Annotated in this window: 17 protein-coding genes; 15 read left to right on the top strand and 2 right to left on the bottom strand. The window is 34.3% G+C overall.

Translation table 11 applies throughout. The features are described 5' to 3' along the window. Nucleotides 1–35 precede the first annotated feature (35 nt). Complete coding sequence (miaB, locus tag ABJD27_RS10615) at nucleotides 36–1490, bottom strand: tRNA (N6-isopentenyl adenosine(37)-C2)-methylthiotransferase MiaB (RefSeq protein WP_348168889.1); 1455 nt, start codon at nucleotides 1488–1490, stop codon at nucleotides 36–38. A gap of 162 nt (nucleotides 1491–1652) precedes the next feature. Here miaB and ABJD27_RS10620 point away from each other — a divergent pair, with 162 nt between their 5' ends. The 10 genes from ABJD27_RS10620 (at nucleotide 1653) to ABJD27_RS10665 (ending at nucleotide 14075) form a co-directional block, all read left to right on the top strand. Next, the gene (locus ABJD27_RS10620; protein ID WP_348168892.1) at nucleotides 1653–2489 is read left to right on the top strand and encodes a hypothetical protein; all 837 of its coding nucleotides are present in this window, start codon (nucleotides 1653–1655) and stop codon (nucleotides 2487–2489) included. A gap of 66 nt (nucleotides 2490–2555) precedes the next feature. Further along, the gene (locus ABJD27_RS10625; RefSeq protein ID WP_348168895.1) at nucleotides 2556–3521 is read left to right on the top strand and encodes a lipid A deacylase LpxR family protein; all 966 of its coding nucleotides are present in this window, start codon (nucleotides 2556–2558) and stop codon (nucleotides 3519–3521) included. Nucleotides 3522–3609: 88 nt separating this feature from the next. Further along, nucleotides 3610–4377 carry a hypothetical protein gene (locus tag ABJD27_RS10630; protein ID WP_348168898.1) on the top strand — a complete coding sequence of 256 codons (768 nt, stop codon included), beginning with the start codon at nucleotides 3610–3612 and terminating at the stop codon, nucleotides 4375–4377. 152 nt (nucleotides 4378–4529) lie between these two features. Then, nucleotides 4530–7019: a type I DNA topoisomerase gene (topA, locus tag ABJD27_RS10635; protein ID WP_348168901.1), complete on the top strand. Its 2490-nt coding sequence runs from the start codon at nucleotides 4530–4532 to the stop codon at nucleotides 7017–7019. 3 nt (nucleotides 7020–7022) lie between these two features. Then, a complete protein-coding gene (locus ABJD27_RS10640; RefSeq protein ID WP_348168904.1) occupies nucleotides 7023–8189 on the top strand; it encodes a formimidoylglutamase in 1167 nt (388 codons plus the stop codon). 109 nt (nucleotides 8190–8298) lie between these two features. After that, on the top strand, nucleotides 8299–9669 hold the full coding sequence (gene gldK, locus ABJD27_RS10645) for a gliding motility lipoprotein GldK (RefSeq protein WP_348168907.1): 1371 nt from the start codon (nucleotides 8299–8301) through the stop codon (nucleotides 9667–9669). 67 nt (nucleotides 9670–9736) lie between these two features. After that, a complete protein-coding gene (gene gldL / locus ABJD27_RS10650) occupies nucleotides 9737–10363 on the top strand; it encodes a gliding motility protein GldL (protein ID WP_348168910.1) in 627 nt (208 codons plus the stop codon). 50 nt (nucleotides 10364–10413) lie between these two features. After that, nucleotides 10414–11976, top strand: coding sequence for a gliding motility protein GldM (gene gldM / locus ABJD27_RS10655; protein ID WP_348168913.1), 1563 nt, complete (start codon nucleotides 10414–10416; stop codon nucleotides 11974–11976). A 13-nt stretch (nucleotides 11977–11989) separates the two neighbouring features. After that, a complete protein-coding gene (gene gldN, locus ABJD27_RS10660; RefSeq protein ID WP_348168916.1) occupies nucleotides 11990–12889 on the top strand; it encodes a gliding motility protein GldN in 900 nt (299 codons plus the stop codon). 124 nt (nucleotides 12890–13013) lie between these two features. After that, nucleotides 13014–14075: an FAD-dependent oxidoreductase gene (locus tag ABJD27_RS10665; protein ID WP_348168919.1), complete on the top strand. Its 1062-nt coding sequence runs from the start codon at nucleotides 13014–13016 to the stop codon at nucleotides 14073–14075. Here ABJD27_RS10665 and ABJD27_RS10670 read toward each other — a convergent pair. Further along, entirely contained in the window at nucleotides 14062–14457 is a 396-nt protein-coding gene (locus tag ABJD27_RS10670; RefSeq protein ID WP_348168922.1) for a DUF983 domain-containing protein, read from the bottom strand. The two genes, ABJD27_RS10665 and ABJD27_RS10670, sit on opposite strands and share 14 nt — an antisense overlap. 58 nt (nucleotides 14458–14515) lie before the next feature. Here ABJD27_RS10670 and ABJD27_RS10675 point away from each other — a divergent pair, with 58 nt between their 5' ends. The 5 genes from ABJD27_RS10675 to ABJD27_RS10695 all read left to right on the top strand — a co-directional run bounded on the left by ABJD27_RS10675 (nucleotide 14516) and on the right by ABJD27_RS10695 (nucleotide 22548). Further along, nucleotides 14516–16429, top strand: coding sequence for an ABC-F family ATP-binding cassette domain-containing protein (locus tag ABJD27_RS10675; RefSeq protein WP_348168925.1), 1914 nt, complete (start codon nucleotides 14516–14518; stop codon nucleotides 16427–16429). Nucleotides 16430–16544: 115 nt separating this feature from the next. Then, nucleotides 16545–17711, top strand: a complete 1167-nt coding sequence (locus tag ABJD27_RS10680) for an HlyD family efflux transporter periplasmic adaptor subunit (RefSeq protein WP_348168928.1) — start codon at nucleotides 16545–16547, stop codon at nucleotides 17709–17711. A gap of 2 nt (nucleotides 17712–17713) precedes the next feature. After that, nucleotides 17714–21010 (top strand): efflux RND transporter permease subunit, encoded by a 3297-nt coding sequence (locus ABJD27_RS10685; RefSeq protein ID WP_348168931.1) that lies wholly within the window; start codon nucleotides 17714–17716, stop codon nucleotides 21008–21010. Continuing rightward, a complete protein-coding gene (locus ABJD27_RS10690) occupies nucleotides 21000–22364 on the top strand; it encodes a TolC family protein (protein ID WP_348168934.1) in 1365 nt (454 codons plus the stop codon). The genes ABJD27_RS10685 and ABJD27_RS10690 overlap by 11 nt, the downstream gene beginning before the upstream one ends. A gap of 4 nt (nucleotides 22365–22368) precedes the next feature. Then, entirely contained in the window at nucleotides 22369–22548 is a 180-nt protein-coding gene (locus tag ABJD27_RS10695; RefSeq protein WP_348168937.1) for a CPXCG motif-containing cysteine-rich protein, read from the top strand. Nucleotides 22549–22924 lie beyond the last annotated feature (376 nt).

Raw genomic sequence — 22924 nt, forward strand, 5'->3', positions numbered from 1 at the left:
TTGTATACGCTTTCGCGAAAGCGTACTCTTATTCGTTATTCTTGCCAATATTGTGAATACCCTACAGTTTCACCTATAAGTGTTCCTGTGGTACATTCTGTGATTTTGACATCTACATAATCACCTATTTTATAGTTTCCTTTTGGGAAGACGGCGACAATATTTTGATCATTACGACCACTCCACTCGTCTGTGTTCTTTTTGGATTGTCTTTCAACAAGAACTTCAATGGTTTTGTGTAAGTAATTTTTTAAATTGTCTCTTGAAAGATCTCTTTGTAGATCGATCACTTCTTGTAGGCGACGTTTTTTTGTTTCTAGAGGAATGTCATCTTCCATTTTACGTTCGGCAAGTGTTCCAGGACGTTCTGAATAATAGAACATAAATCCATAATCATACTTTGCATAATTCATAAGATTTAGTGTGTCTTGGTGATCTTCTTCTGTTTCTGTAGGAAACCCAGTGATCATATCTTGACTAATTCCAATATCTGGGATAATGCGTTTTATGTTATCTATTAACTCTTTGTACTCGGCAGCTGTATGTTGACGATTCATGAGTTTTAGAATACGGTCGCTTCCACTTTGTACGGGTAAGTGTATGTAGTTGCATATGTTTTTATGCTTTGCCATGACTTCAATAACATCTAGGGTCATGTCTTGCGGATTACTCGTAGAAAAACGAATACGTAATTTTGGGTGTGTAGTTGCTACGATATCCATAAGCTGAGCAAAGTTTACAGCAGTGGCTTTTGCCATTTCGCTAGCTTTTTCAAAGTCTTTTTTGAGTCCGCCACCATACCATAAATAAGAATCTACATTTTGCCCAAGTAGGGTTACTTCTTTATATCCTTTAGAAACAAGATCTTGTACTTCTTCTAGAATAGATTGAGGGTCACGACTACGCTCACGACCACGAGTAAATGGAACTACACAAAAAGTACACATATTATCACATCCTCTAGTGATAGATACAAAAGCGGTTACTCCATTAGTTTGTAGTCGTACTGGAGAAATGTCTCCGTATGTTTCTTCTTTGGAAAGAATAACATTTACAGCATTACGACCTTCTTCTACTTCATTTAATAAATTGGGAATGTCTTTATAGGCATCTGGTCCTACAACAAGGTCTACAATCTTCTCTTCTTCTAAAAATTTACTTTTTAAACGTTCTGCCATACATCCTAGAACACCGACTTTCATTTTAGAGTTTTTCTTTCTCTTAACAGCTTGGTATTTCTCTAAACGTTTACGTACGGTAATCTCTGCTTTTTCTCGTATAGAACAAGTGTTTACAAGGACTAGATCTGCTTCTTCAAGATCTTGTGTTGTATTATATCCTTCTTTTGCAAGTATAGAAGCAACAACTTCGCTATCAGAAAAATTCATCTGGCAACCGTAGCTTTCTATAAAAAGCTTTTTAGTATTTTTTACATTTCCCTCTACAGTTAATGTTTCTCCTTGTTTATTTTCGTCTATTATTTTCTCCATTCTATTGATTGACTCCTGTATTAATTGTCAATGATCGTGCAAAGATACAGTTTCCAGTGTATTGTGACAAAGTGGCAGTCTTAATTTTTAGTTTTGGTTTATCTTTAGTTTTATTACATTCGGTCTTCATTGAAAAGTGATAATTTTTAAAACAATCGTATTATGAATAAAGGTTTTCTTTTAATTGTTTTTATGCTCGTTGTGGTTTCCTGTAAGCAACCTTCTGTAGAGACTTCCAGTTCCTTTATATATATAGCACACACACGTGTTAAAACTAATGATAGTGTGTATAAGAAAGTATACGATATCGATTTTTCAAAATACGATATGACTCTTTTAGGAGGGGATTTAGCTTGGAGTTCTTTTTCTGGAAAAACAATAACTCCTCATCTAGATAGTATTTTTGATTTTAAAAACCCTAACACATTATGGAGTGTAGGTAATCATGATAATACCTCTGATAAAAAGTTTTATGCTACAACATTAAGAGAAAAATATCATGCATATCAAAGAGATGATGTTACTTTTATAACCCTAAACTCTCAAGACAGCTTAAGCTCTATTGTAGGTAAACAGAAAGATTTTTTGTTTTCTGTGTTAGATACATTGCAAACATCTTCTGTATTGTTGATGAGTCATAAATTGATTTTTATGAATGATCATCCAGTGTTAGATGCTAGAATACCTAAAGTTTGTAATGCAAATAAAGGAGATTGTTATCATTGCCATAATCCGAATAACTTCCAGAAAGAGGTTTACCCTAAGCTTTTAGAATTGAAAAACAGAGGAGTTCAGGTAACTTGGGTTGGAGGAGACTTAGGATATAAAACATCTGAATTTGAATATGTAGATGATCAAGGGATTATTTTTTTAGGGAATGGACTATGGTATCCAAAGGATTGGAATAAAGTATTACTTTTTTCAAAAAGAAAAGATAAACCGTTAGATTATGAGTTTGTTCACATAGATACACTTCTTGCAAATCAAGGGAAGAATTAAAAATATGTTATTATAAATAAGGTCAATATTTTTTTTCGACTAAGGCGTTATTGACTCAAAAACTATATGGGAAACGTTACCTATTGTATGAATGTATTTATTAAGCGTCTACCCCATTATAGAAGTATAATACTACTATGTGTTTTTTCTTTATGTAGTTTTTCTCTCTTGTCTCAGGAAACCTATACTCAAGAAATTTCATTGCAACATGACAATGATTTTATTTTTGCTATTGATCGGTATTATACAGCAGGGACTTTTATAGGATATAGTCGTTTACTCAAAGGTGACTTTCTTTTTAAAAGAGGAAAGGATACTCCAATACAGTTGGATATAAGATTAGGGCAAGAAACATACACCCCGAGAGAACTTTTTGAGAGGAACTTTGATTTGTTAGAGCGGCCATATGCTGGTTATCTATTTGTGTCTGGACAAATATCTAAAACAGAAAAGACTCATCTTTGGTCACTACAAGGAGAGTTTGGTCTAGCGGGTCCTCAATCATTAGCAGGAGATATACAGATTGCTTACCACAAATTTATAGATACATTTGTTCCTGTTTGGGAAGGCCAAATAGCAAATAGCGTACACTTTAATTTTAAAGGAAGTTATGCTGCAGATATTCATTTGGATAAAGCTACTCTCTTTAAAGATCTTGCTTTAGTATCCACAATATCTTTAGGAACAAGATTATCATACATAGAACAGGAAGTGCGTGCCTTTATCGGGAAAAGAGCTTCTATCAGTTCGAGCTCAGCTTTTAATCGTATAGGAAGTACTCATGAATTTTATGGATATGCAGGTGTTGCATATAGATATGTGATTAATAATGCCTTAATAGAAGGGAATCCGTTAGGAGATGATTCTCCATTTACTCTAGATGCATTGTCATCTATAGGTAGATTGAAATCGGGAATAGTATATAGGGGAGGTCGTACGACATATAGTATAGAGTATAATTTTAGTACAAAAGAAACTGCTAGAGAAGGACGGCTACAGTATGCGGCAATGATTATAAAAAGATCTTTCTAAGGATAGCGGCTATCATCAATTAATGCGATATGTAGTAAAGTATTTAATATGTTGTTAATTCTGCTATTTTTGTTCAAAAAAAGAATTCATGACATTTCCACAACTCTTAGAAAAAATACAACGAAATCCATCTGTAGATTTTGGAAATGTATTTAGTGATGCTTTTAATTTATATCAGAAGGTATGGCTTCAAGGATTACTATTGCAATTATTAGGTATTCTCGTTCAGTATGGTATGTCTATGATTCTGTATATACCACTACTTGTATTAGGGTTTGTAGCTCCAGACCAACCAGGAGAAGATCTTAATGGTGCAAGTATATTTATTTTGATAGTATTTGTTGTGATGTATTTAGTGATGATCGTTGTTTTAGCAACATTTAATTTTGGACTTCAAGCTGCTTTTTATAGAATCGTTAGAATGAAAGACAGAAATAAGAAAACGGAAAAAGGAGTTAATTTTGGAATGTTTTTTAAGAAGAAACACCTTAAAAAGATATTTATATTATCTATGGCGCATATAGGAATCTCAATACTCGCAGTAATGCTTTGTATTCTCCCTATCTTTTATGTTCTAATTCCTTTGCAATTTGCTATTATTATTTTTGCGTTTTATCCAGACTTAAGCATTAATGATATTTATAAAGCAGCTTTTAAATTAGGAAATGCCAAATGGGGTATTGCTTTTGGATTGATGTTGGTTTCGGGTATTTTAGCAGGTTTGGTTGGATTATTGGCTTGCGTTATAGGAATCTATTTTACGATCTCATTTGTATACCTTCCTGGATATATAATATATAAAGAAGTTGTTGGTTTTTACGAAGATGAGGATGTAATTGCTCAAATAGGAGCTTAAAAATTTCTTTTTATACGCTTTCGCGAAAGCGTAATTAACTGATAAACAAGTATTTTTGAACTTATTTTCTTGTGTATTTTTTAAAGAATTAGTGCAGTTGAAAATTTTAATTAAATATTTAATCTACTTTTGTAATCCCAAAAAAGGAAAGTATGGCAAAGAATCTCGTCATTGTGGAGTCACCAGCAAAGGCTAAAACTATTGAAAAATTTTTAGGAGAAGACTATAAAGTCGAAAGTAGTTTTGGTCACATTGCAGATCTACCTTCTAAAGAATTAGGCGTTAATGTAGATGGTGATTTTAAGGCAAATTATATTGTCTCAGACGATAAGAAAAAAGTAGTCAAAAAACTAAAAGACCTTGCAAAAAAAGCAGAAATGGTTTGGCTTGCTAGTGATGAAGATCGTGAAGGAGAGGCTATAGCATGGCACCTGGAGCAAGAACTTGGATTAACTCCAGAACGTACAAAACGTATCGTTTTTCATGAGATTACAAAGACCGCTATTAAGCGAGCTATAGAAAATCCTCGTAAAATAGATTACCACCTTGTTAATGCGCAGCAAGCGAGACGTGTATTGGATCGTCTTGTGGGATATGAGTTATCTCCAGTATTATGGCGTAAAGTAAAAGGAGGGCTCTCTGCAGGTCGTGTACAGTCTGTATCTGTGCGTTTAATAGTAGAGAGAGAAAGAGAAATACAAAAATTCTCAGCAGAAGCCTCTTATAGAATAGATGCAGAATTTGTAAATGAGAACGGAAAATCCTTAAAAGCAAAACTGCCTAAGAATATTACAACAAAAAGTCTAGCACAAGATTTTCTTTCAAAAAATGCTACAGCACAATTTAAAGTAGCATCACTTACAACAAAACCAGCTTTAAAATCTCCAGCGCCTCCATTTACAACATCTACATTGCAACAGGAAGCGAGTCGTAAACTTTATTATTCGGTAAGTAAGACAATGACACTTGCACAACGATTGTATGAAGCAGGATTAATAACATATATGCGTACCGATAGTGTTAACCTATCTGTTGATGCAAAAAATGCAGCAAAAGCAGAAATCATATCGGCGTACGGAGAAAGTTTTAGTAAAGAACGTAATTATAAAGGAAAATCAAAAGGAGCACAAGAAGCTCACGAAGCAATACGTCCAACAGATTTTTCTCGCCATACTGTTAATATTGATAGAGATCAAGCGAGGTTGTATGAACTTATTTGGAAGCGAGCTATAGCATCGCAAATGAGCGAAGCAAAACTAGAACGTACAAATGTTCAAATAGCATCTTCAAATGGGACTGATAATCTTACAGCAAATGGAGAAGTACTTAAATTTGAAGGGTTCTTAAAAGTATATTTAGAAGGACATGATGATGAAGACACTGAGGAAGCAGGATTATTACCAGCTTTGCGAGAAGGTGAGGCACTTTCAAATAATTATATATCGGCCACAGAACGCTTTACAAGACCTCCATACCGATACACAGAAGCATCTCTAGTGAAGAAACTTGAAGAGTTGGGTATAGGAAGACCATCCACTTATGCACCTACCATTACGACAATACAAAATCGTAAATATGTAGAAAAAGGTACTGTTGATGGAAAAGAACGTTCTTATGACGTGTTGACACTCTCTCAGGGAAAAGTTTCAGAAAAGAAACATACAGAAACAGTTGGTTCTGATAAAGGGAAGTTAGTACCTACCGATGTGGGAATGGTTGTAAATGACTTTTTAGTAAATCATTTTGAGAATATTCTTGATTATAACTTTACAGCAAAAGTAGAACAAGATTTTGATGATATAGCCGAAGGAAAACAAGAGTGGACTACAATGATGAAAGACTTCTATAAAGACTTTCATCCCCACGTTAAAGATGTAGAGAAAAATGCAGATAGAGAAGTAGGTGAGCGTGTTTTAGGAACAGATCCTAAGACTGGAAAACCTGTAAGTGTTAGGCTTGGTAAATTTGGACCTATGGTGCAAATAGGTACTGTGGAGGACGAAGAAAAACCTCAATTTGCAAGTCTAGGACCAGATCAACAATTAGGTAGTATTACCTATGAAGAGGCAATGGACCTTTTTAAATTACCTAAAGATCTAGGTGTATACGAAGGAGAAGAGGTGCAAGTTAATAATGGACGCTTTGGTCCATATGTGCGTTTTGGAAAAGTATTTGTTTCATTGCCTAAAGGTAGAGATCCTATGGATGTTGATCTAGATGAAGCTATAGTATATATAAAAGAAAAACAAGCAGCAGATGCCCCTATATATACACATGAGGATTTACCAGTTCAAAAAGGAACAGGACGTTTTGGGCCATTTATAAAATGGAATGGAATGTTTATCAATGTCAATAAGAAATATGATTTTGATAATCTTTCTGATGCAGATATTGTTCAGCTTATTGAAGATAAGAAGCAAAAAGAAATTGACAAAGTAATCCATAATTTTGAAGCAGAAGGGATACGTGTAGAAAAAGCGCGTTGGGGTAGATCAAATATTATAAAAGGTAAGATTAAAATTGAATTACCTAAAACAGTCGATGCAGCAAAACTTACTTTAGAAGAAGTGCAGGATATCATCGAAAAACAAGCGCCTAAAAAGAAAACGACTCGTAAAAAAGCAACTGCAAAAAAGAAATAAATTATGGCTTTTGACTTTTTATTGCCTGTTGCCGATGTGGCTATTGCACATATTCAATTGCTTCATCATCAATGTATAGGGAATACAATTAGAGTCCATAGTGAGCAGCATGGTTTTCCAGATTTAAATGATGTTAAGATTGCTTTTGTTGGCTTGCGCGAAAATAGAAGAGATCAAGATCATTTAGGGGAATCTCTGTCTTTTACTGAAATACGAAGAGCTTTTTATGAATTATTTCCTGGAAATTGGTATACAGCTATAGCAGATTTAGGAGATATAGATAAAGGAGAAAGTGTAGAAGACACCTATTTTGCAATACGAACTATTACAGAAACGCTCGTTAAAAAAGGAATTATTCCTATCTTTTTGGGAGGAAGTCAAGATTTAGTATACCCTATTTATAGATCATATGATAAACTAGATCAAATGGTGAATTTGGTAAATGTAGATAGCCGTTTTGATCTAGGAGACACAAGTAAACCATTACAACATCGTTCATATGTAGGTAGAATTATTGTAGATCAGCCTTATAATCTTTTTAATTATAGTAATATTGGCTTTCAGACCTATTTTAATCCTCAAGAAGAGATTGACTTGATGGAGCGCCTCCATTTTGACGCTTATCGTTTAGGGAATGTAACAGCTCACATTAAGAGTGTAGAGCCTGTAATGAGAGATGCAGATATTGTGTCGGTAGATATGGGATCTATAAAAAGTAGCGAATTAAGCTATAGACATAATAAAACGCCTAATGGTTTTGAAGGAAAAGAAGTTTGTGCAATTTGTCGTTATGCAGGAATTAGTGATAAAGTAAGTGCCTTTGGTATTTTTGAATACAAGAACGATTCGCAGGAAGAAACTGCTGCTGTGCTTGTGGCTCAAATGCTTTGGTATTTTATAGAAGGCGTTAATTATAGAACAAACGAAGACTTAGATGTAGAAAAGGGTAATTTTATTACTTATCAAGTACCAGTTGATGATGAGGTACTTACATTTTATAAGAGTGAGAAGACTGAAAGATGGTGGATAGAAATACCATTTATTTCAGGTTTGAATAATAAATTAAAAAGGCATACGTTATTACCTTGCACGCATCAAGACTATTTAGACGGTTGTAATCAAAATATCCCCGAAAGATGGTTTAAAGCGCGTAAGAAGAATGAGGTATAACCAGTACTAACTAAAAATAGAATGAAAGGTTTTAGGAAAATAAATTGTTTATTTCAAAATAAATAAATAGGTTTACTCCCTAAAATCTAGAATACTTAACCTATATCCTATGAAAAAGTGTGTTGCATTTATTGCGATAATGACTTTGTTATACAGTTGTGGCAAAGGAGATCGAGGAGAGCTTGTCGGAGTTAAAGGCAAGAGCTGGCATCCAGAAAAACCATTCGGAATGACTCTTGTTTCAGGAGGCGCGTTCATAATGGGAAAAAGTGACGATGATATCGCCGCTGTAGAAGACGCCCCTACAAAAACAGTTACTGTTCGTTCATTCTATATGGATGAAACAGAAGTTACAAATTCAGAGTATAGACAGTTTGTATATTGGGTTAGAGACTCAACAATACGTACAAAACTTGCAATTATGGCAGATGATCTAGGCGAAACTCCAGGAAGTGGAGGTGTCGGAGATTTTGCATTTGCAGATGGAGATACAGATAATCTGAATCCTTACCAACAATACATGTATGATAACTATTATGGATTAGGCGAGACTGGCTTTGAAGGTCGTAAGCTTAATAAAAATATAGATATCATCTGGGATACAAATGATTACCCAGATGAATACTATACGGAAGTAATGGATACGATGTACATTCCTCTTGAAGAAGCATATAATGGGCAACGTACCATTGATGTGGATAAGCTTGAATTTAGATATACGTATCTAGATATAGAGGCAGCTGCAAGGGTTAAAGGAGGTAAACGTAAAGATTATATCAAAACAGAACGTGTGAAAGTGTATCCTGATACTACTGTTTGGATTAAAGATTTTGCATATTCTTATAATGAGCCTATGCATAATGATTATTTCTGGCACGATGCTTATGGTGATTACCCTGTAGTAGGAGTAGACTGGATGCAAGCAAAGGCTTTTTGTGAGTGGAGAACACTATACAAAAATGAATATCAAAAAACTAAGAAAAGACAATTTGTAAATCGTTTTAGACTTCCTGGTGAAGCTGAGTGGGAATTTGCTGCTCGTGGTGGACTTGAAGGAGGAGATTTCCCTTGGGGAGGTCCTTATGCAAAAAACGATAGAGGATGTTTCTTAGCAAACTTTAAACCTTTACGTGGAGATTATGGTGCAGACCAAGCACTTTATACAGTAGAGGCAGATGCATATGACCCTAATGATTATAACCTATATAATATGGCAGGGAATGTATCAGAATGGGTAGCGTCTTCTTATGACCCTAACTCATATGAGTATATGTCTACAATGAACCCTAATGTAAATGACATTTCTAATAAAAGAAAAGTAATACGTGGTGGTTCTTGGAAAGATGTAGCTTATTTTCTTCAAGTAAGTTCTCGTGATTATGAATACCAAGACTCAGCGCGTAGTTACATTGGTTTCAGAACAGTGCAGGATTTCTTAGGACTTGATGAAAAGGTGAACTTGCGTAAAGCACCTAAATAGTATTTTATTTATTACCCCAAATTATATTTAACTAAATCTAAACCTTAACTAAAAAAACTAAATTATCATGGCAAAAACAAAAACTGGTAAGAAAATGATGAACATGGTCTACGGACTAGGAGCAGCAGTTGTAATTATTGGCGCACTTTTTAAAATAATGCACTGGCCTTATGGAGATTTAATGCTTATTATAGGTCTTATTACTGAAGCAGGAGTATTTGTTGTTTCAGCTTTTGAATCGGTAGATGAAGATCTTGACTGGTCATTAGTGTACCCTGAATTAACCGGAGGTCAAACAAAAGGAAAAAAAGAAGCTCCAAAAGATGCTGAAGGTCTTCTTTCTCAAAAATTAGATACAATGCTTAAAGAAGCTAAAATTGACGGTGAGTTAATGGCAAGCTTAGGAAGTAGTATCCGTAACTTTGAAGGAGCAGCAAAAGAAATCTCTCCTACGGTAGAGGCAATGAATTCTACTAAAAAGTATAGCGAAGAGATGGCACTTGCTGCAGCTCAAATGGAATCATTAAACAGCTTATATAAAGTACAAGTTGAATCTTCTAGCCGCCAAGCTGAGATCAATGAGCAAGTAACCCAAAATGCTGGGAAGCTTAAAGAACAAATGGAAAGTCTTGCGACAAACCTTTCTTCTCTTAATGGAGTGTATGGAGGTATGTTATCTGCAATGTCTAAATAATTTAAGTTAGTTACTATAACTAATAACTAAATCTTAAAAAATATAAAGACATGGCAAGTGGAAAATTATCTGCAAGGCAGAAAATGATTAACCTAATGTATTTAGTGTTTATAGCGATGCTAGCACTAAATATGTCAAAAGAAGTGCTATCGGCATTCGGGTCGATAAACACAAAATTGGATAGAGCTAATAATAGTTTTAATACTAAAAATGATCTAGCTCTTAATGACTTGAAGAAAAAAGCGGGGGAGAATGATGAGTTTGCAGCTGCTGCTGCAACAGCTCAAAACGCTTCTAACTTTTCCAAGACTTTTTACGATTATCTAGAATCTCAAAAAGAGATGATTTTTGAAGGTAACAAAGTGGAGGATAGAAAGGATTTTGAGTCTATGGATAAAACTACTTTCTTAGCTAAAACTTACTATAGAGGTGGGAAGGTATCTCCTGAAGGAAAACAATTTTTGGATCAAATGGATACGTATCGTAATGGTATGATATCTTTGATAGGAGATAGTAACAAAAAATTAGCAGATCAAATTGCTGCAGATTTTAGTACAGGTGATATACTAAATAGAGACAATAAAAAACAGAACTATTTAGAATATAATTTTGTTGGTTTTCCAACAATTTCATCACTTACAAAGATGACTCAAATTCAAAATGATATCAAAGTTGTTGAAAATGAGTTGTTATCTAAATTGCTTTCTGGTAATCTTAAGGAATTAGCAAAGTTAGATAACTATGAGACTGTTATGACTACTTCAAAAGGAGCCTATTATACTGGTTCTACTTTTGATGGAGTACTTTCTTTAGGTCGTGTAGATGCATCTACAAAACCAGCTCGTGTTGAGCTTAAGTTAGATGGTCGCGCTATACCTAGTGACAAAATTAGTTTTGACGGTGGTAAGCTAGTTTTAGGAGTTGGTACAGGAGGAGTTGGTGATCATAATATTACTGGATCTTTATTTTATCCACAAGATGGTAAGGAGATTGAGGTAGTGGTAGATCAGAAATTCACAACGATTAATAAACCTAATTCGGCGACAATTGCTGCAGATAAAATGAATGTTGTTTATCGTGGGGTACAAAACCCAATGACAATTACATTTGCAGGTGTTGCAGATAATAAAGTGAAAGCAAATGGAGCAGGACTTAGACCAGTGAGTGGATCTAAATATATGATGTCACCAGGTACTGGAAAAGAAGTTACTATTAATGTGTCAGCAACACTTCCTGATGGAGGAGGTACTGTAAGTGATAAGGCTACGTTCCGTATTAAGAATATTCCTCGCCCTGTTGGAACCATGCGTAATGATGATTCTGGAGCATTAAAAATGACTAGAGAAGCAGTAGGTGGAGCGCCTGTAGGTGCTGCATTACCAGATTTCGATTTTGAGCTTAACCTTAAGGTAAGTAGCTTTAAATTTAAAGCTCCTGGTTCTGCAACAGTATTAGTACAAGGAACAAAATTAAACGCTCAAGCAAAAGCTGCTCTTGCCAAAGCAAAAAGAGGATCGACAGTCCAAATATTTGAAATTAAAGCTCAAATACAAGGAAATACTGGATATAAAATGGGGAAAGTTTCTCCTGTTCTTATTGAGTTAACAAACTAATAATTTTATAATTATGAATCTTAAGAATCTAGTTCTAATAGCATTTGCTTTTGTAATGACATCGTCGGTGTATGCGCAAGGAAATATCCTTAATGCAAAGACTCCGGATGAAATGTTCGAAATTACAGATGAACAAAAGGCAAATGACAATGATGCGCCACTTCCATATGGATATGTAGAAAAGAGAGATGTTCTTTGGGCTAAAAATACCTGGGAAGTAGTTGATCTTGATGAAAGAGTAAACTTTCCATTGTATTACCCTATCGATACGATAAACATAGGTGCGGATAGACGCTCATTATACCAAGTCCTAATGAAAAACATTAAGAATGGTGAAATTGATGCAATCTATGATGATTCATATTTTACAAATAAAATTACATTAGATGATATCTCTGCAGCATTAAAAGTGATAGATACTGCTCAAGATGGTTATAGAGAGCTCAATGAAGGATTGCCTATTTCTGATTATAATATAGAGACTAGAACAATAACTGCTCAAGATATCAATGCATATCATATGAGAGGGTATTGGTATGTTGATAAACGTCAAGGTGAATTAAAATATCGTTTATTAGGTATTGCGCCAGTTTCAACAGATATTAACTTTATAGGATCAGAAGATGAATTCGGTCAAGAGCCTTTAGAATTATTCTGGGTTTGGTTTCCAGGTGCAAGAGAGATATTACATGAAGCAAAAGCCTTTAATAGGAAAAATACTTCGATGCCTATATCATTTGATCACTTATTAAATAGTAGACGTTTTAGTGGTATTATTTATAGAGAAGATAATGTGCAGGGAGATCGTAAAGTAAAGGAGTATATTAATAATAATGCAATGATGCAATTATTAGAATCTACTCGTATTAAGGAAACGATTCGTAATCTTGAACAAGATCTTTGGAATTACTAATGTAATTTTAGTATAGAAAATAAAAAACCACTTAGAGATATTCTAAGTGGTTTTTTTATGCCTTAATTTTAAAATAAATATTTGTCGCCCTATACTGCTAATTTATAGGTAGTATCTTTGCTGTATGCAAGAAGTAGATTATATTATTGTTGGATTAGGGCTGGCTGGAATTGCTTTTTGTGAGCAATTAAAAGAAGCAAATAAATCTTTTATGGTCTATGATCAAGGAGGGGATGGAGCTAGTCGTATTGCAGCAGGATTATATAACCCTGTAATTTTAAAACGCTATACATTGCCTTGGAAAGCAGTAGAGCAATTGGATTTAGCAATCCCGTATTTTAAAAACCTAGAAGAGAGATTAAAGGCAAGTTTTATTTATAAAATGCCCGTTCGGAAAGTGTTTTTTTCTGTCGAGGATCAAAATAACTGGTTTACAGCTTCAGATAAACCCGAACTAGAACGTTTTATTTCCCCTGTATTGATTCCTGATACAAATGCATATATTAAAGCACCTTATAGTTATGGTGAAGTTCAAGGTACAGGTAGAATAGACATTAAAGAATTGCAAAGATTGTATCAAGAATATCTTGTTACTGAGAACGCTTTCGCGAAAGCGGCATTTGACCATTCGGAAATTGAAATTATTAAAAATGGAGTTTTATATAAAGATATAAAAGCAAAGAAGATTGTTTTTGCCGAAGGGTACGGAATGAAAGATAACCCTTATTTTAAAGAACTTCCTCTTGTTGGAAATAAAGGAGAATATCTTATTATCAAAGCCCCAGAACTTAGATTAACTGCTGCGATAAAAACTTCTTTTTTTATTGTCCCTTTAGGGAATGATCTGTATAAAGTAGGAGCTACTTTTAATTGGGTAGATAAAGATACAATTCCTAGTAATGAAGCTAGAGAAGAACTTGTCGATAAGCTTTCGGGACTTATTTCTTGTGATTATGAAATTATAGATCAAGAAGTGGGTATGCGACCTACGGTAGGAGATCGTAGAGCATTGTTGGGAGTGCATCCAGAATATTCGCAGTTAGTATTATTTAATGGCTTAGGGACACGAGGTATTATGATGTCACCTATGCTTGCTCGATATCTTTTTGACTATTTGGAAAATGATATTGCGCTACCAAAAGAAATTGATATAAAAAGATTTCCTAAAAAGTTTAAGACTCAATAAACTGATCTTTGCTTTTGTCATACTTCATAAAGAAGTTGATCCAGATGTTTCGTGAAAGTCTCATAATCACTGGTAGAAAAATAACCATAGTACCTACAATAGTCAAAAAAGTATTTACTAAGGTAGCTTCAAAAAAGAAGTAAGTAATAGCAAAAGCAATTCCAGCAAAAATAATCCCTACAGGATAACTTACGTACATAGCTCCATAAAAGAAAGAAGGCTCAATTTTATATTTTGTATTACAATGAGAACAACGTTCATGCATTTCTAATGTTTGGGAGAGCTTGTAGGGATTGGATTGCTTGTACATAGATTCATTATGACAAACAGGACATTTACCTAATAAAATACTATTCATTTTTGTTCCTTTTAAAAATGCCATGAGGAAGTTGATTTACAATACAAATTTAAGCATCTTTGCAGCAAAACTGCGTTAAGAAATGCTCAACATCCATAATCTTTCAGTATCCTTTCAAGGAGAATATCTTTTTGAAGAAATAACCTATCGACTTAACACAGGTGATCGAGTTGGGCTTGTAGGTAAAAATGGAGCAGGTAAATCTACTATGTTACGTATCATTTCTGGAGAACAAGAATATGATACAGGATCTATTGCTATTGAAAAAGAAATTAAAATTGGGTTTCTTAAACAGGATATTGATTTTATAGAAGGTCGTACAGTTTTAGAAGAATCATATGAAGCCTTTTCAGAAATAAAACAATTAGAAAAACAACTAGAAGATACAAATACACAGCTTTCTGAACGTACCGATTATGAAAGCGAGAGTTATAATCAATTGATGATTGACCTTAATGAGATACAGCATCAATATGAAATACATGGAGGGTATAATTATCAAGGTGATACAGAGCGTATTCTTCAGGGACTAGGATTTAAAAGAGAAGATTTTAATAAGCTTACAGATACTTTTTCTGGAGGATGGCGTATGCGTATAGAATTGGCAAAATTATTATTGCAAAGTAATGATATCTTATTGCTGGATGAGCCTACAAACCATTTAGATATAGAATCTATTATCTGGTTAGAGGGTTTTTTGAAAAACTATTCAGGTGCTATTGCTATTGTATCTCATGATAAAATGTTTTTAGATAATGTGACAAATCGTACTATTGAAATTTCACTAGGTCGTATATATGATTACCCCAAACCGTATAGTCAGTATTTAGTTTTACGCCAAGAATTACGTGAACAACAACTAGCATCACAGAAAAATCAACAGAAACAGATAGAGCAAACTGAGAAGCTTATTGAAAAGTTTAGGGCAAAAGCTTCTAAAGCGACTATGGCACAATCACTTATCAAGAAATTAGATAAGATAGATCGTATTGAAGTAGATGAAGATGACAATAGTGTAATGACGCTTAAGTTTCCAATATCTCTTACACCTGGTAAAGTAGTTATTGAAGCTGATGCTATTGCAAAGAATTATGGAGAAAAGAAAGTGCTTCAAGGAATAGATTTATTGGTAGAGAGAGATACAAAAACTGCATTTGTAGGTCAGAATGGACAAGGTAAATCTACACTAGCAAAAATTATAGTAGGTGAATTAGAGCATAAAGGAAAACTCAAACTCGGTCATAATGTACAAATAGGATATTTTGCTCAAAACCAAGCAGAGTATCTAGATGGTAGTAAGACGGTAGAAGATACTATGATTGATGCTGCCGATGAGAAAACGAGACCAAGAGTTCGTGATATTTTAGGATCTTTTCTCTTTAGAGGAGAAGAGGTAGATAAATATGTGCGTGTGCTTTCTGGAGGGGAACGTAATCGACTGGCACTTGCAAAAATGATGTTGCAACCCTTTAATGTGTTGGTGATGGATGAGCCTACAAATCACTTAGATATTAAATCTAAAAATGTACTTAAAGCTGCATTAAAGAGTTTTGAAGGAACTCTTATTGTAGTATCTCATGATCGTGACTTTTTACAAGGACTCACAGATAGAGTATATGAATTTAAAGACCATCGTGTTAAGGAATATCTAGGAGATATAGATTACTATCTAGATGCACGTGAAGTTGAAAGCTTACGCGAAATTGAAAAAAGAGATGATCAACCTGTTAAAACGGCGGTCAAGAAAGATAATAAGCAATCGTACGAAGATCAAAAGAAACTTAAAGGACTTAATAATAAACTCAGTAAAATTGAATCTCAAATCAATAAACTTGAACGAGAAATTAAGGCTATTGATATAGAAATGGAAGTCAATTATGATGAGACAGTCGCGCAACCTGACTTTTTTGATAACTATCAAAATAAAAAGAAAGAACTCGATCAATTAATGGAAGATTGGGAGGTAACTTCTGAGCAAATTGACGCGCTTACATAGTCTTTTTTCTGCATTTAAATTTAGCAGTTTTTTAACGTTTCTCTATATTGCGGTTTATAGCTTTGCACAATTAGAAAGATAGTTTGCTTTCTAATTCCAATGTAACTCAAATTTCATGCGTAAAGCTATATTATCCTTGTTGGGAGTGCTTCTTGTTGTAGGAGCTTATTTTGCATCTCAAAAAATTATAGAAAGTAATCAGAAAGAACGTCCAAAACCTAAAAAAGTTGTCAAGACTGTTTTTATAGATACCATTTCGAATGGAATGGTTCCTATAGAAATAGAAGCAAACGGAAATCTAGTAGCACAAAGACGTTTAGAGCTTTTCTCAGAAGTACAAGGAGTGCTTCAAAAAGGAGGGAAGTTATTTAAACCTGGTCAAGTATATACAAAAGGGCAAACATTACTGCGACTAAACAGTGCAGAATATTATGCTACTGTGCAATCTCAAAAAAGTAATCTTTATAATCAAATCACGGCAATAATGCCAGATTTACGTCTTGATTATCCAGAAGCTTTTGAAAAGTGGCAAATGTACCTTGCTAATTTTGATATAAATAAAGCAGTTCCTTCGCTTCCTAAAGCTAGTTCTGATAAGGAAAATTATTTTATCACAGGACGTAATATTATTACAAACTATTATAATGTAAAGAATCTAGAGCAGCGATTAAGTAAGTATAGAATTACAGCGCCTTTCACCGGAATTTTAACAGAAGCATTAGTTACAGAGGGAACTCTAGTAAGACCAGGGCAAAAGTTAGGATCGTTTATCGATACAAAAGTTTATGAACTTGAAGTTGCTATTAGTAAACGATATGCAGATCTTTTGCAAATAGGAAAGAAAGTGGATCTGAGAACAATTGATGGAGAAAGGAGATATGAAGGAGCAGTGGCTCGTATTAATGGAAATATAGATCAAGCTTCGCAAACGATCAATGCATATATAGAAGTAAGAGGTGAAAACTTAAGAGAAGGAATGTATTTAGAGGCAATTTTAAACGCAAAAGAAGAAGCAAATGCGGTAAATTTAAATAGAACTCTTTTGCAACCTAATGATCAATTATTTGTAGTAAGAGATTCTATATTGGATCTTATAGATGTAAAACCTGTTTATTTTTCAGAAAGATCAATGATTGTTAAAGGGATTCCTAATGGGACAACAATTGTTAGTAAACCTATACCTGGTGCATATGCGGGAATGTTGGTTCAAATATATCGAGAGAAGAATGGGGTAACAATAAAAGAAACACAGCTTGATAAATCAGGAGAAATACTTCAATAATTATGCGTAAACTTATTACTTACTTTATTAAGTACCATGTCGCAGTAAATGTTGTAGTACTCACATTTTTTGTATTTGGTATCGCAGGAGCGTTAGCTCTTAAATCTTCCTTTTTTCCTTTAGTAGGGTCAAAAAATATTAATATCAATGTGACATATCCCGGAGCTTCTCCTTTAGAAGTCGAAGAAGGGATTGTGCTTAAGATTGAAGATAATCTTAAGGGATTAGATGGTGTAGAGCGGGTAACGTCTACATCAAGAGAAAATAGTGGAAACATAAATGTAGAGATTGAAAAAGGAAAGAATATCGATTTTATGCTTCTTGAAATTAAGAACGCTGTAGATCGAGTTCCATCTTTCCCAGTAGGAATGGAACCTCTGGTCGTAGCAAAGCAAGAAGCAATACGACAAACAATATCGTTTGCAATAAGTGGAACCGATATCCCACTACCTACACTTAAACAAATAGGACGACAGGTAGAAAATGATTTGCGAGGGATAGATGGAATTTCTCAGATTAATGTTACAGGATATCCTGCAGAAGAAATAGAAATTGCCGTAAATGAAAATAGCTTACTCGCTTATAACTTATCATTTAATGAAGTGTCACAAGCTGTAGCAAGAGCAAATATTCTAACTACTGGAGGAACAATTAAGACAGAGGCAGAAGAGTATTTGATCAGAGCAAACAATCGTTCATATTATGGAAATGAGTTGTCAAACCTTGTTGTGCGAGCAGATGCTACAGGACGAACTATTCGTTTAAAAGATGTGGCAATTGTACGTGATCGTTTTGCTGAGACACCCAATGCAAATTTTTATGATGGAGAGCTTGCGGTAAATGTAACAATTACAAGTACTAATACAGAAGACCTTATTTCATCGGCAGAAAAGGCAAAAGAATATATAGAAGAGTTTAATCAGAAATATAACAACGTAGAATTAAATGTTGTAACAGATCTCTCTATTACACTGGTGCAACGTACTGAATTGCTTACGGAAAATGCAATTATAGGGATGATTTTGGTGCTTATCTTTTTATCTCTTTTCTTAAATACAAGACTCGCTTTTTGGGTTGCTTTTGGCCTCCCAGTAGCATTTCTAGGAATGTTCATGTTTGCTAGTTACTTTAACGTGACTATTAATGTATTGTCTCTATTTGGGATGATTATTGTTATTGGAATTTTAGTAGATGATGGTATTGTGATTGCTGAAAATATATACCAGCATTATGAGAGAGGTAAAACACCTATTCAAGCTGCAGTAGATGGAACGATGGAGGTAATTCCTCCTATTATTTCAGCTATTATTACAACAATATTGGCATTTGGAATATTTTTGTTTCTAGATGGACGTATAGGAGATTTCTTCGGAGAAGTTTCAGTAGTTGTTATTTTAACACTAGTTGTTTCTTTGGTAGAAGCACTCATTATTCTTCCAGCACACCTTGCGCATTCTAAGGCATTACGGAAACAAGAAAAACCGAAGTCGGCAATAGGAAGATTGTTTTCAAAATTACGATATGTCAATACATTCGGTGACGCAATTATGCGTTGGTTGCGAGATACATTGTATAGCCCTTTACTTCGTTTTTCACTAAAATATAAGTTTTTTATTTTCACTCTTTTCATTGTTTTTATGATGTTAACAAAAGGGAGTCTAGATGCGGGAATTATACGAGGAGCGTTTTTTCCGCAGATAGCGAGTGATCAGATTAGAATTACTCTTGCAATGCCTAATGGAACAAATGAGAGAGTGACCGATAGTATTATTTCTTTAATAGAAAGTAAAGCGGTAGAAGTAAATAAAGAGTTATCTCAAGAATATTTTACGGGAAATGATGATAGGGTTCTTGTAGAAAATCTCATTAAAAACTTAGGTCCGGGAGCTTCAACTGCATCATTAACTATTAATTTACTTCCTGGAGAAAAAAGGCCTAATGAGATTACATCAGATGTAGTTACAAATCGCTTACGCGAAAAAGTAGGACCAGTCATTGGAGTAGAGAGTTTAGTTTACGGAACGGGAGGGAACTTTGGAGGACGGCCAGTTTCTGTTTCTTTGCTTGGAAATAATATCTCAGAGTTAAAAGCAGTCAAAGCAGAGTTAAAACAAAATTTAGAAAGTAACCAACTCTTAAAAGATGTAACAGATAATGATCCTGCTGGTATTAAAGAGATTCGATTGGAACTTAAGGATTATGCATATTCACTAGGGTTGAATTTAAGAGATGTAATGTCTCAGGTTCGATCTGCATTTTTTGGAATACAACCACAGCGTTTTCAAAGAGGGCAGGATGAAATTCGGGTATGGGTGCGTTATGATAGAGATAATAGATCATCTATTAATGATCTGGATGATATGCGTATCTCTACTTTGTCTGGAGACCTTATCCCATTGTCTGAAATTGCTACTTATACTATAGAACGAGGAGATGTAGCGGTAAACCACTTGGATGGACGTAGAGAAATACAGGTCTCGGCAGATATTAAAGACCCAAAAGCAACCAGCGCGACAGATGTGATGGCAGAAATCCAAAATGTAGTAATGCCAGAAATCTTGTCAAAATATCCTACAGTGACGCCATCCTATGAAGGGCAAAATAGAGAAGCAGGAAAATTAATAAGATCGGCAAAACCAGTTGGGTTAGCAGTATTGCTTCTTATATACATAACGATAGCATTTACCTTTAGAAGTTATAGTCAGCCGTTAATGTTGTTGCTGCTTATTCCATTTAGTTTGCCTGCGGTAGCCTGGGGACATTGGATTCATGGATTTCCGATTAATATTTTGTCTATGCTAGGTATTATAGCACTTATTGGGATTATGGTAAATGATGGATTAGTTCTTATAGGAAGATTTAATAGTAATTTACGATCAGGAATGACATTTGATAATGCTATCTATGAGGCAGGACGTTCTCGTTTTAGAGCTATTTTCTTAACTTCTATTACGACGATTGCTGGATTGGCACCTCTGATTTTTGAAACAAGTAGGCAAGCACAATTTTTGAAGCCTATGGCGATTTCTATTGCTTATGGAATTGGATTTGCTACAATTCTAACATTAGTCATGCTACCTATTTTCCTATCCTTTAGTAATTGGGTGAAAAAACATACTCTGTGGACGTACAATTTAGTGTTGTTCAATTCAGACAAAAAAGTCTCAAAAGAAGAAGTTGAGCGAGCTATAAAAGAACAAAAAGAAGAACGTCATTTTCTGCCCACAGAAGATGATTTAGAAGAAGCTTTTAAAACTAATGAAGAATTGCAGTCAGAAGAATCCGTTTATGAATCGTAAACAAATAATTATAGTTGCTCTTCTTGTTGTTTCCGCTTTCGCGAAAGCGTACTCACAAGAAATACCGCGTCAAACATTATCAAAAGATGAAGCAGTATCCTTAATGCTTGAAAATAACTTTGGAATTCAATTAGCTGAAAAGCAAGTAGCAATTTCAGAAAATAACACAAGCATTTTAAACGCTGGATACCTTCCTAGTTTAACTGGTAATGCAGGAACAAACTTTGATCGTACTTCGAGTACCACAGATTTTGGTGGCGCAACAGGTGCAGATGGAAACCCAAGACCTAATATAGAGATAGATGCAGCTGAGACAACACGTTATAACGCATCTATAAATTTAGATTATACACTTTTTGATGGATTAGGGCGCTACTACAATTACAAGCAGTTACAAGAACAATATAATTTAACTCAACTTGAAGCTAGGGAGACAATAGAGAATACTATGTTACAACTCTTTTCTGTATACTATGAAGTGGCGCGTATAGAAGAAAATGTAGGAGTGCTTGAGCAGGCATTGCGTATAAGTAAAGATAGAGCGATACGCGCCCAATATCAATTTGATTATGGACAAGTAAATAAATTACAAGTATTAAATGCCGAAGTGGATATTACAACAGATAGTATTAATGTACTCAATGCGCGTCAAAATCTTCGTAATGCACAAAGAGATCTTAATGTTGTTCTTAATAGAGATTTAGAAAATACCTTTATAACGGATACAACGGTTACTTTTATAAATGAACTTATAATAGATGGTTATATAGAACAAGCGCCTCAGAATAATGTGACCTTACAGCAATCGGAGCAAGATATCATAATAAGTGATTATCAGATCAAGGGCGCAAAGGCTTTGTTTCTTCCTACAATTGGACTTACAGGAAGTTATGGTTGGAATCGTTCTAATAATCCTGCATCTGCGTTTTTTCCTAGTACAACAGCTACATCAAACTCGCTGACAGCAGGAGCGAGTTTACGTTGGAATATTTTTGATGGAGGAAGATCTATTGTAGCTCTTAAAAATGCTAAGATTTTTAGAGAGAGTCAGGAGCTTTTAAAACTACAATTAGAACAACAAGTACGACGTGATATTTCAAATGCAAAAGGAGATTATAAGAACGCCCTTGCGATCTATGCTTTGCAAACGCAAAATGTACTTACCAATGAAGATAATTTTAAACGTTCTCAAGAGCGTTTAAAACTTGGTCAAATAACAAGTGTAGAGTTTAGACAAGCGCAATTAAACTTATTAAATGCTCAAGTAACAAAGAATGCTGCAAAGTACACAGCAAAATTAACTGAGCTACAAGTGTTGCAGCTTACAGGGCAACTCTTGAATATAGCGTTTTAATATAATGATAGAACACTTTTTTCAATGTCCATATTGTTGGGAAGAAGTGTCGATGCTTCTAGACCCTTCGGTGAGTACTTCCTATGTAGAAGACTGTGAAGTGTGTTGTAATCCTATTCAAATATCAATTGGTTTTGATCAGGGAGAACTGCAATCTTTTCAAGCACAGGGTATTGAACAGTAGACTCTAGTTAGTGTTGTGATCATTGTAAAATAAAGAGTCTTTTGAGTGTTTCTGATATGCCGTTTTAATCTATAATTATTAACATCTTTACGGGCTTGTTTTTTAGGTGTTTGCATTTTTTTTCAAAAAAGATTTATTTTTTAGTTTTTAATTAAAAAAGGCGTGTTATCTTTGCACTCCGCTTTCGGGAAAAGAGTTCTTTGTATTGATGTTTTGAATGTTGAATGAGTAGGAGAAAAAAGATTAATTTTTTTTATTTTTTGTTTGTTTGGTAGGAAAAAATAGTTGTACATTTGCACCCGCTTTGAGAGGGAGTATTTGTAGAGAGAATAACAGAGCGGTAGTTCATAGAAATAATGTAGTGATTTGGTAATGA

The organism is Dokdonia sp., from assembly GCF_039945015.1.
GTDB lineage: Bacteria > Bacteroidota > Bacteroidia > Flavobacteriales > Flavobacteriaceae > Dokdonia.

Excerpts from the sequence above, each read along its gene's own strand:
- miaB (WP_348168889.1), bottom strand. The coding sequence starts at position 1,490 with ATGGAGAAAATAATAGACGAAAATAAACAAGGAGAAACATTAACTGTA.
- ABJD27_RS10620 (WP_348168892.1), top strand. The coding sequence starts at position 1,653 with ATGAATAAAGGTTTTCTTTTAATTGTTTTTATGCTCGTTGTGGTTTCC.
- ABJD27_RS10625 (WP_348168895.1), top strand. The coding sequence starts at position 2,556 with ATGGGAAACGTTACCTATTGTATGAATGTATTTATTAAGCGTCTACCC.
- ABJD27_RS10630 (WP_348168898.1), top strand. The coding sequence starts at position 3,610 with ATGACATTTCCACAACTCTTAGAAAAAATACAACGAAATCCATCTGTA.
- topA (WP_348168901.1), top strand. The coding sequence starts at position 4,530 with ATGGCAAAGAATCTCGTCATTGTGGAGTCACCAGCAAAGGCTAAAACT.
- ABJD27_RS10640 (WP_348168904.1), top strand. The coding sequence starts at position 7,023 with ATGGCTTTTGACTTTTTATTGCCTGTTGCCGATGTGGCTATTGCACAT.
- gldK (WP_348168907.1), top strand. The coding sequence starts at position 8,299 with ATGAAAAAGTGTGTTGCATTTATTGCGATAATGACTTTGTTATACAGT.
- gldL (WP_348168910.1), top strand. The coding sequence starts at position 9,737 with ATGGCAAAAACAAAAACTGGTAAGAAAATGATGAACATGGTCTACGGA.
- gldM (WP_348168913.1), top strand. The coding sequence starts at position 10,414 with ATGGCAAGTGGAAAATTATCTGCAAGGCAGAAAATGATTAACCTAATG.
- gldN (WP_348168916.1), top strand. The coding sequence starts at position 11,990 with ATGAATCTTAAGAATCTAGTTCTAATAGCATTTGCTTTTGTAATGACA.
- ABJD27_RS10665 (WP_348168919.1), top strand. The coding sequence starts at position 13,014 with ATGCAAGAAGTAGATTATATTATTGTTGGATTAGGGCTGGCTGGAATT.
- ABJD27_RS10670 (WP_348168922.1), bottom strand. The coding sequence starts at position 14,457 with ATGGCATTTTTAAAAGGAACAAAAATGAATAGTATTTTATTAGGTAAA.
- ABJD27_RS10675 (WP_348168925.1), top strand. The coding sequence starts at position 14,516 with ATGCTCAACATCCATAATCTTTCAGTATCCTTTCAAGGAGAATATCTT.
- ABJD27_RS10680 (WP_348168928.1), top strand. The coding sequence starts at position 16,545 with ATGCGTAAAGCTATATTATCCTTGTTGGGAGTGCTTCTTGTTGTAGGA.
- ABJD27_RS10685 (WP_348168931.1), top strand. The coding sequence starts at position 17,714 with ATGCGTAAACTTATTACTTACTTTATTAAGTACCATGTCGCAGTAAAT.
- ABJD27_RS10690 (WP_348168934.1), top strand. The coding sequence starts at position 21,000 with ATGAATCGTAAACAAATAATTATAGTTGCTCTTCTTGTTGTTTCCGCT.
- ABJD27_RS10695 (WP_348168937.1), top strand. The coding sequence starts at position 22,369 with ATGATAGAACACTTTTTTCAATGTCCATATTGTTGGGAAGAAGTGTCG.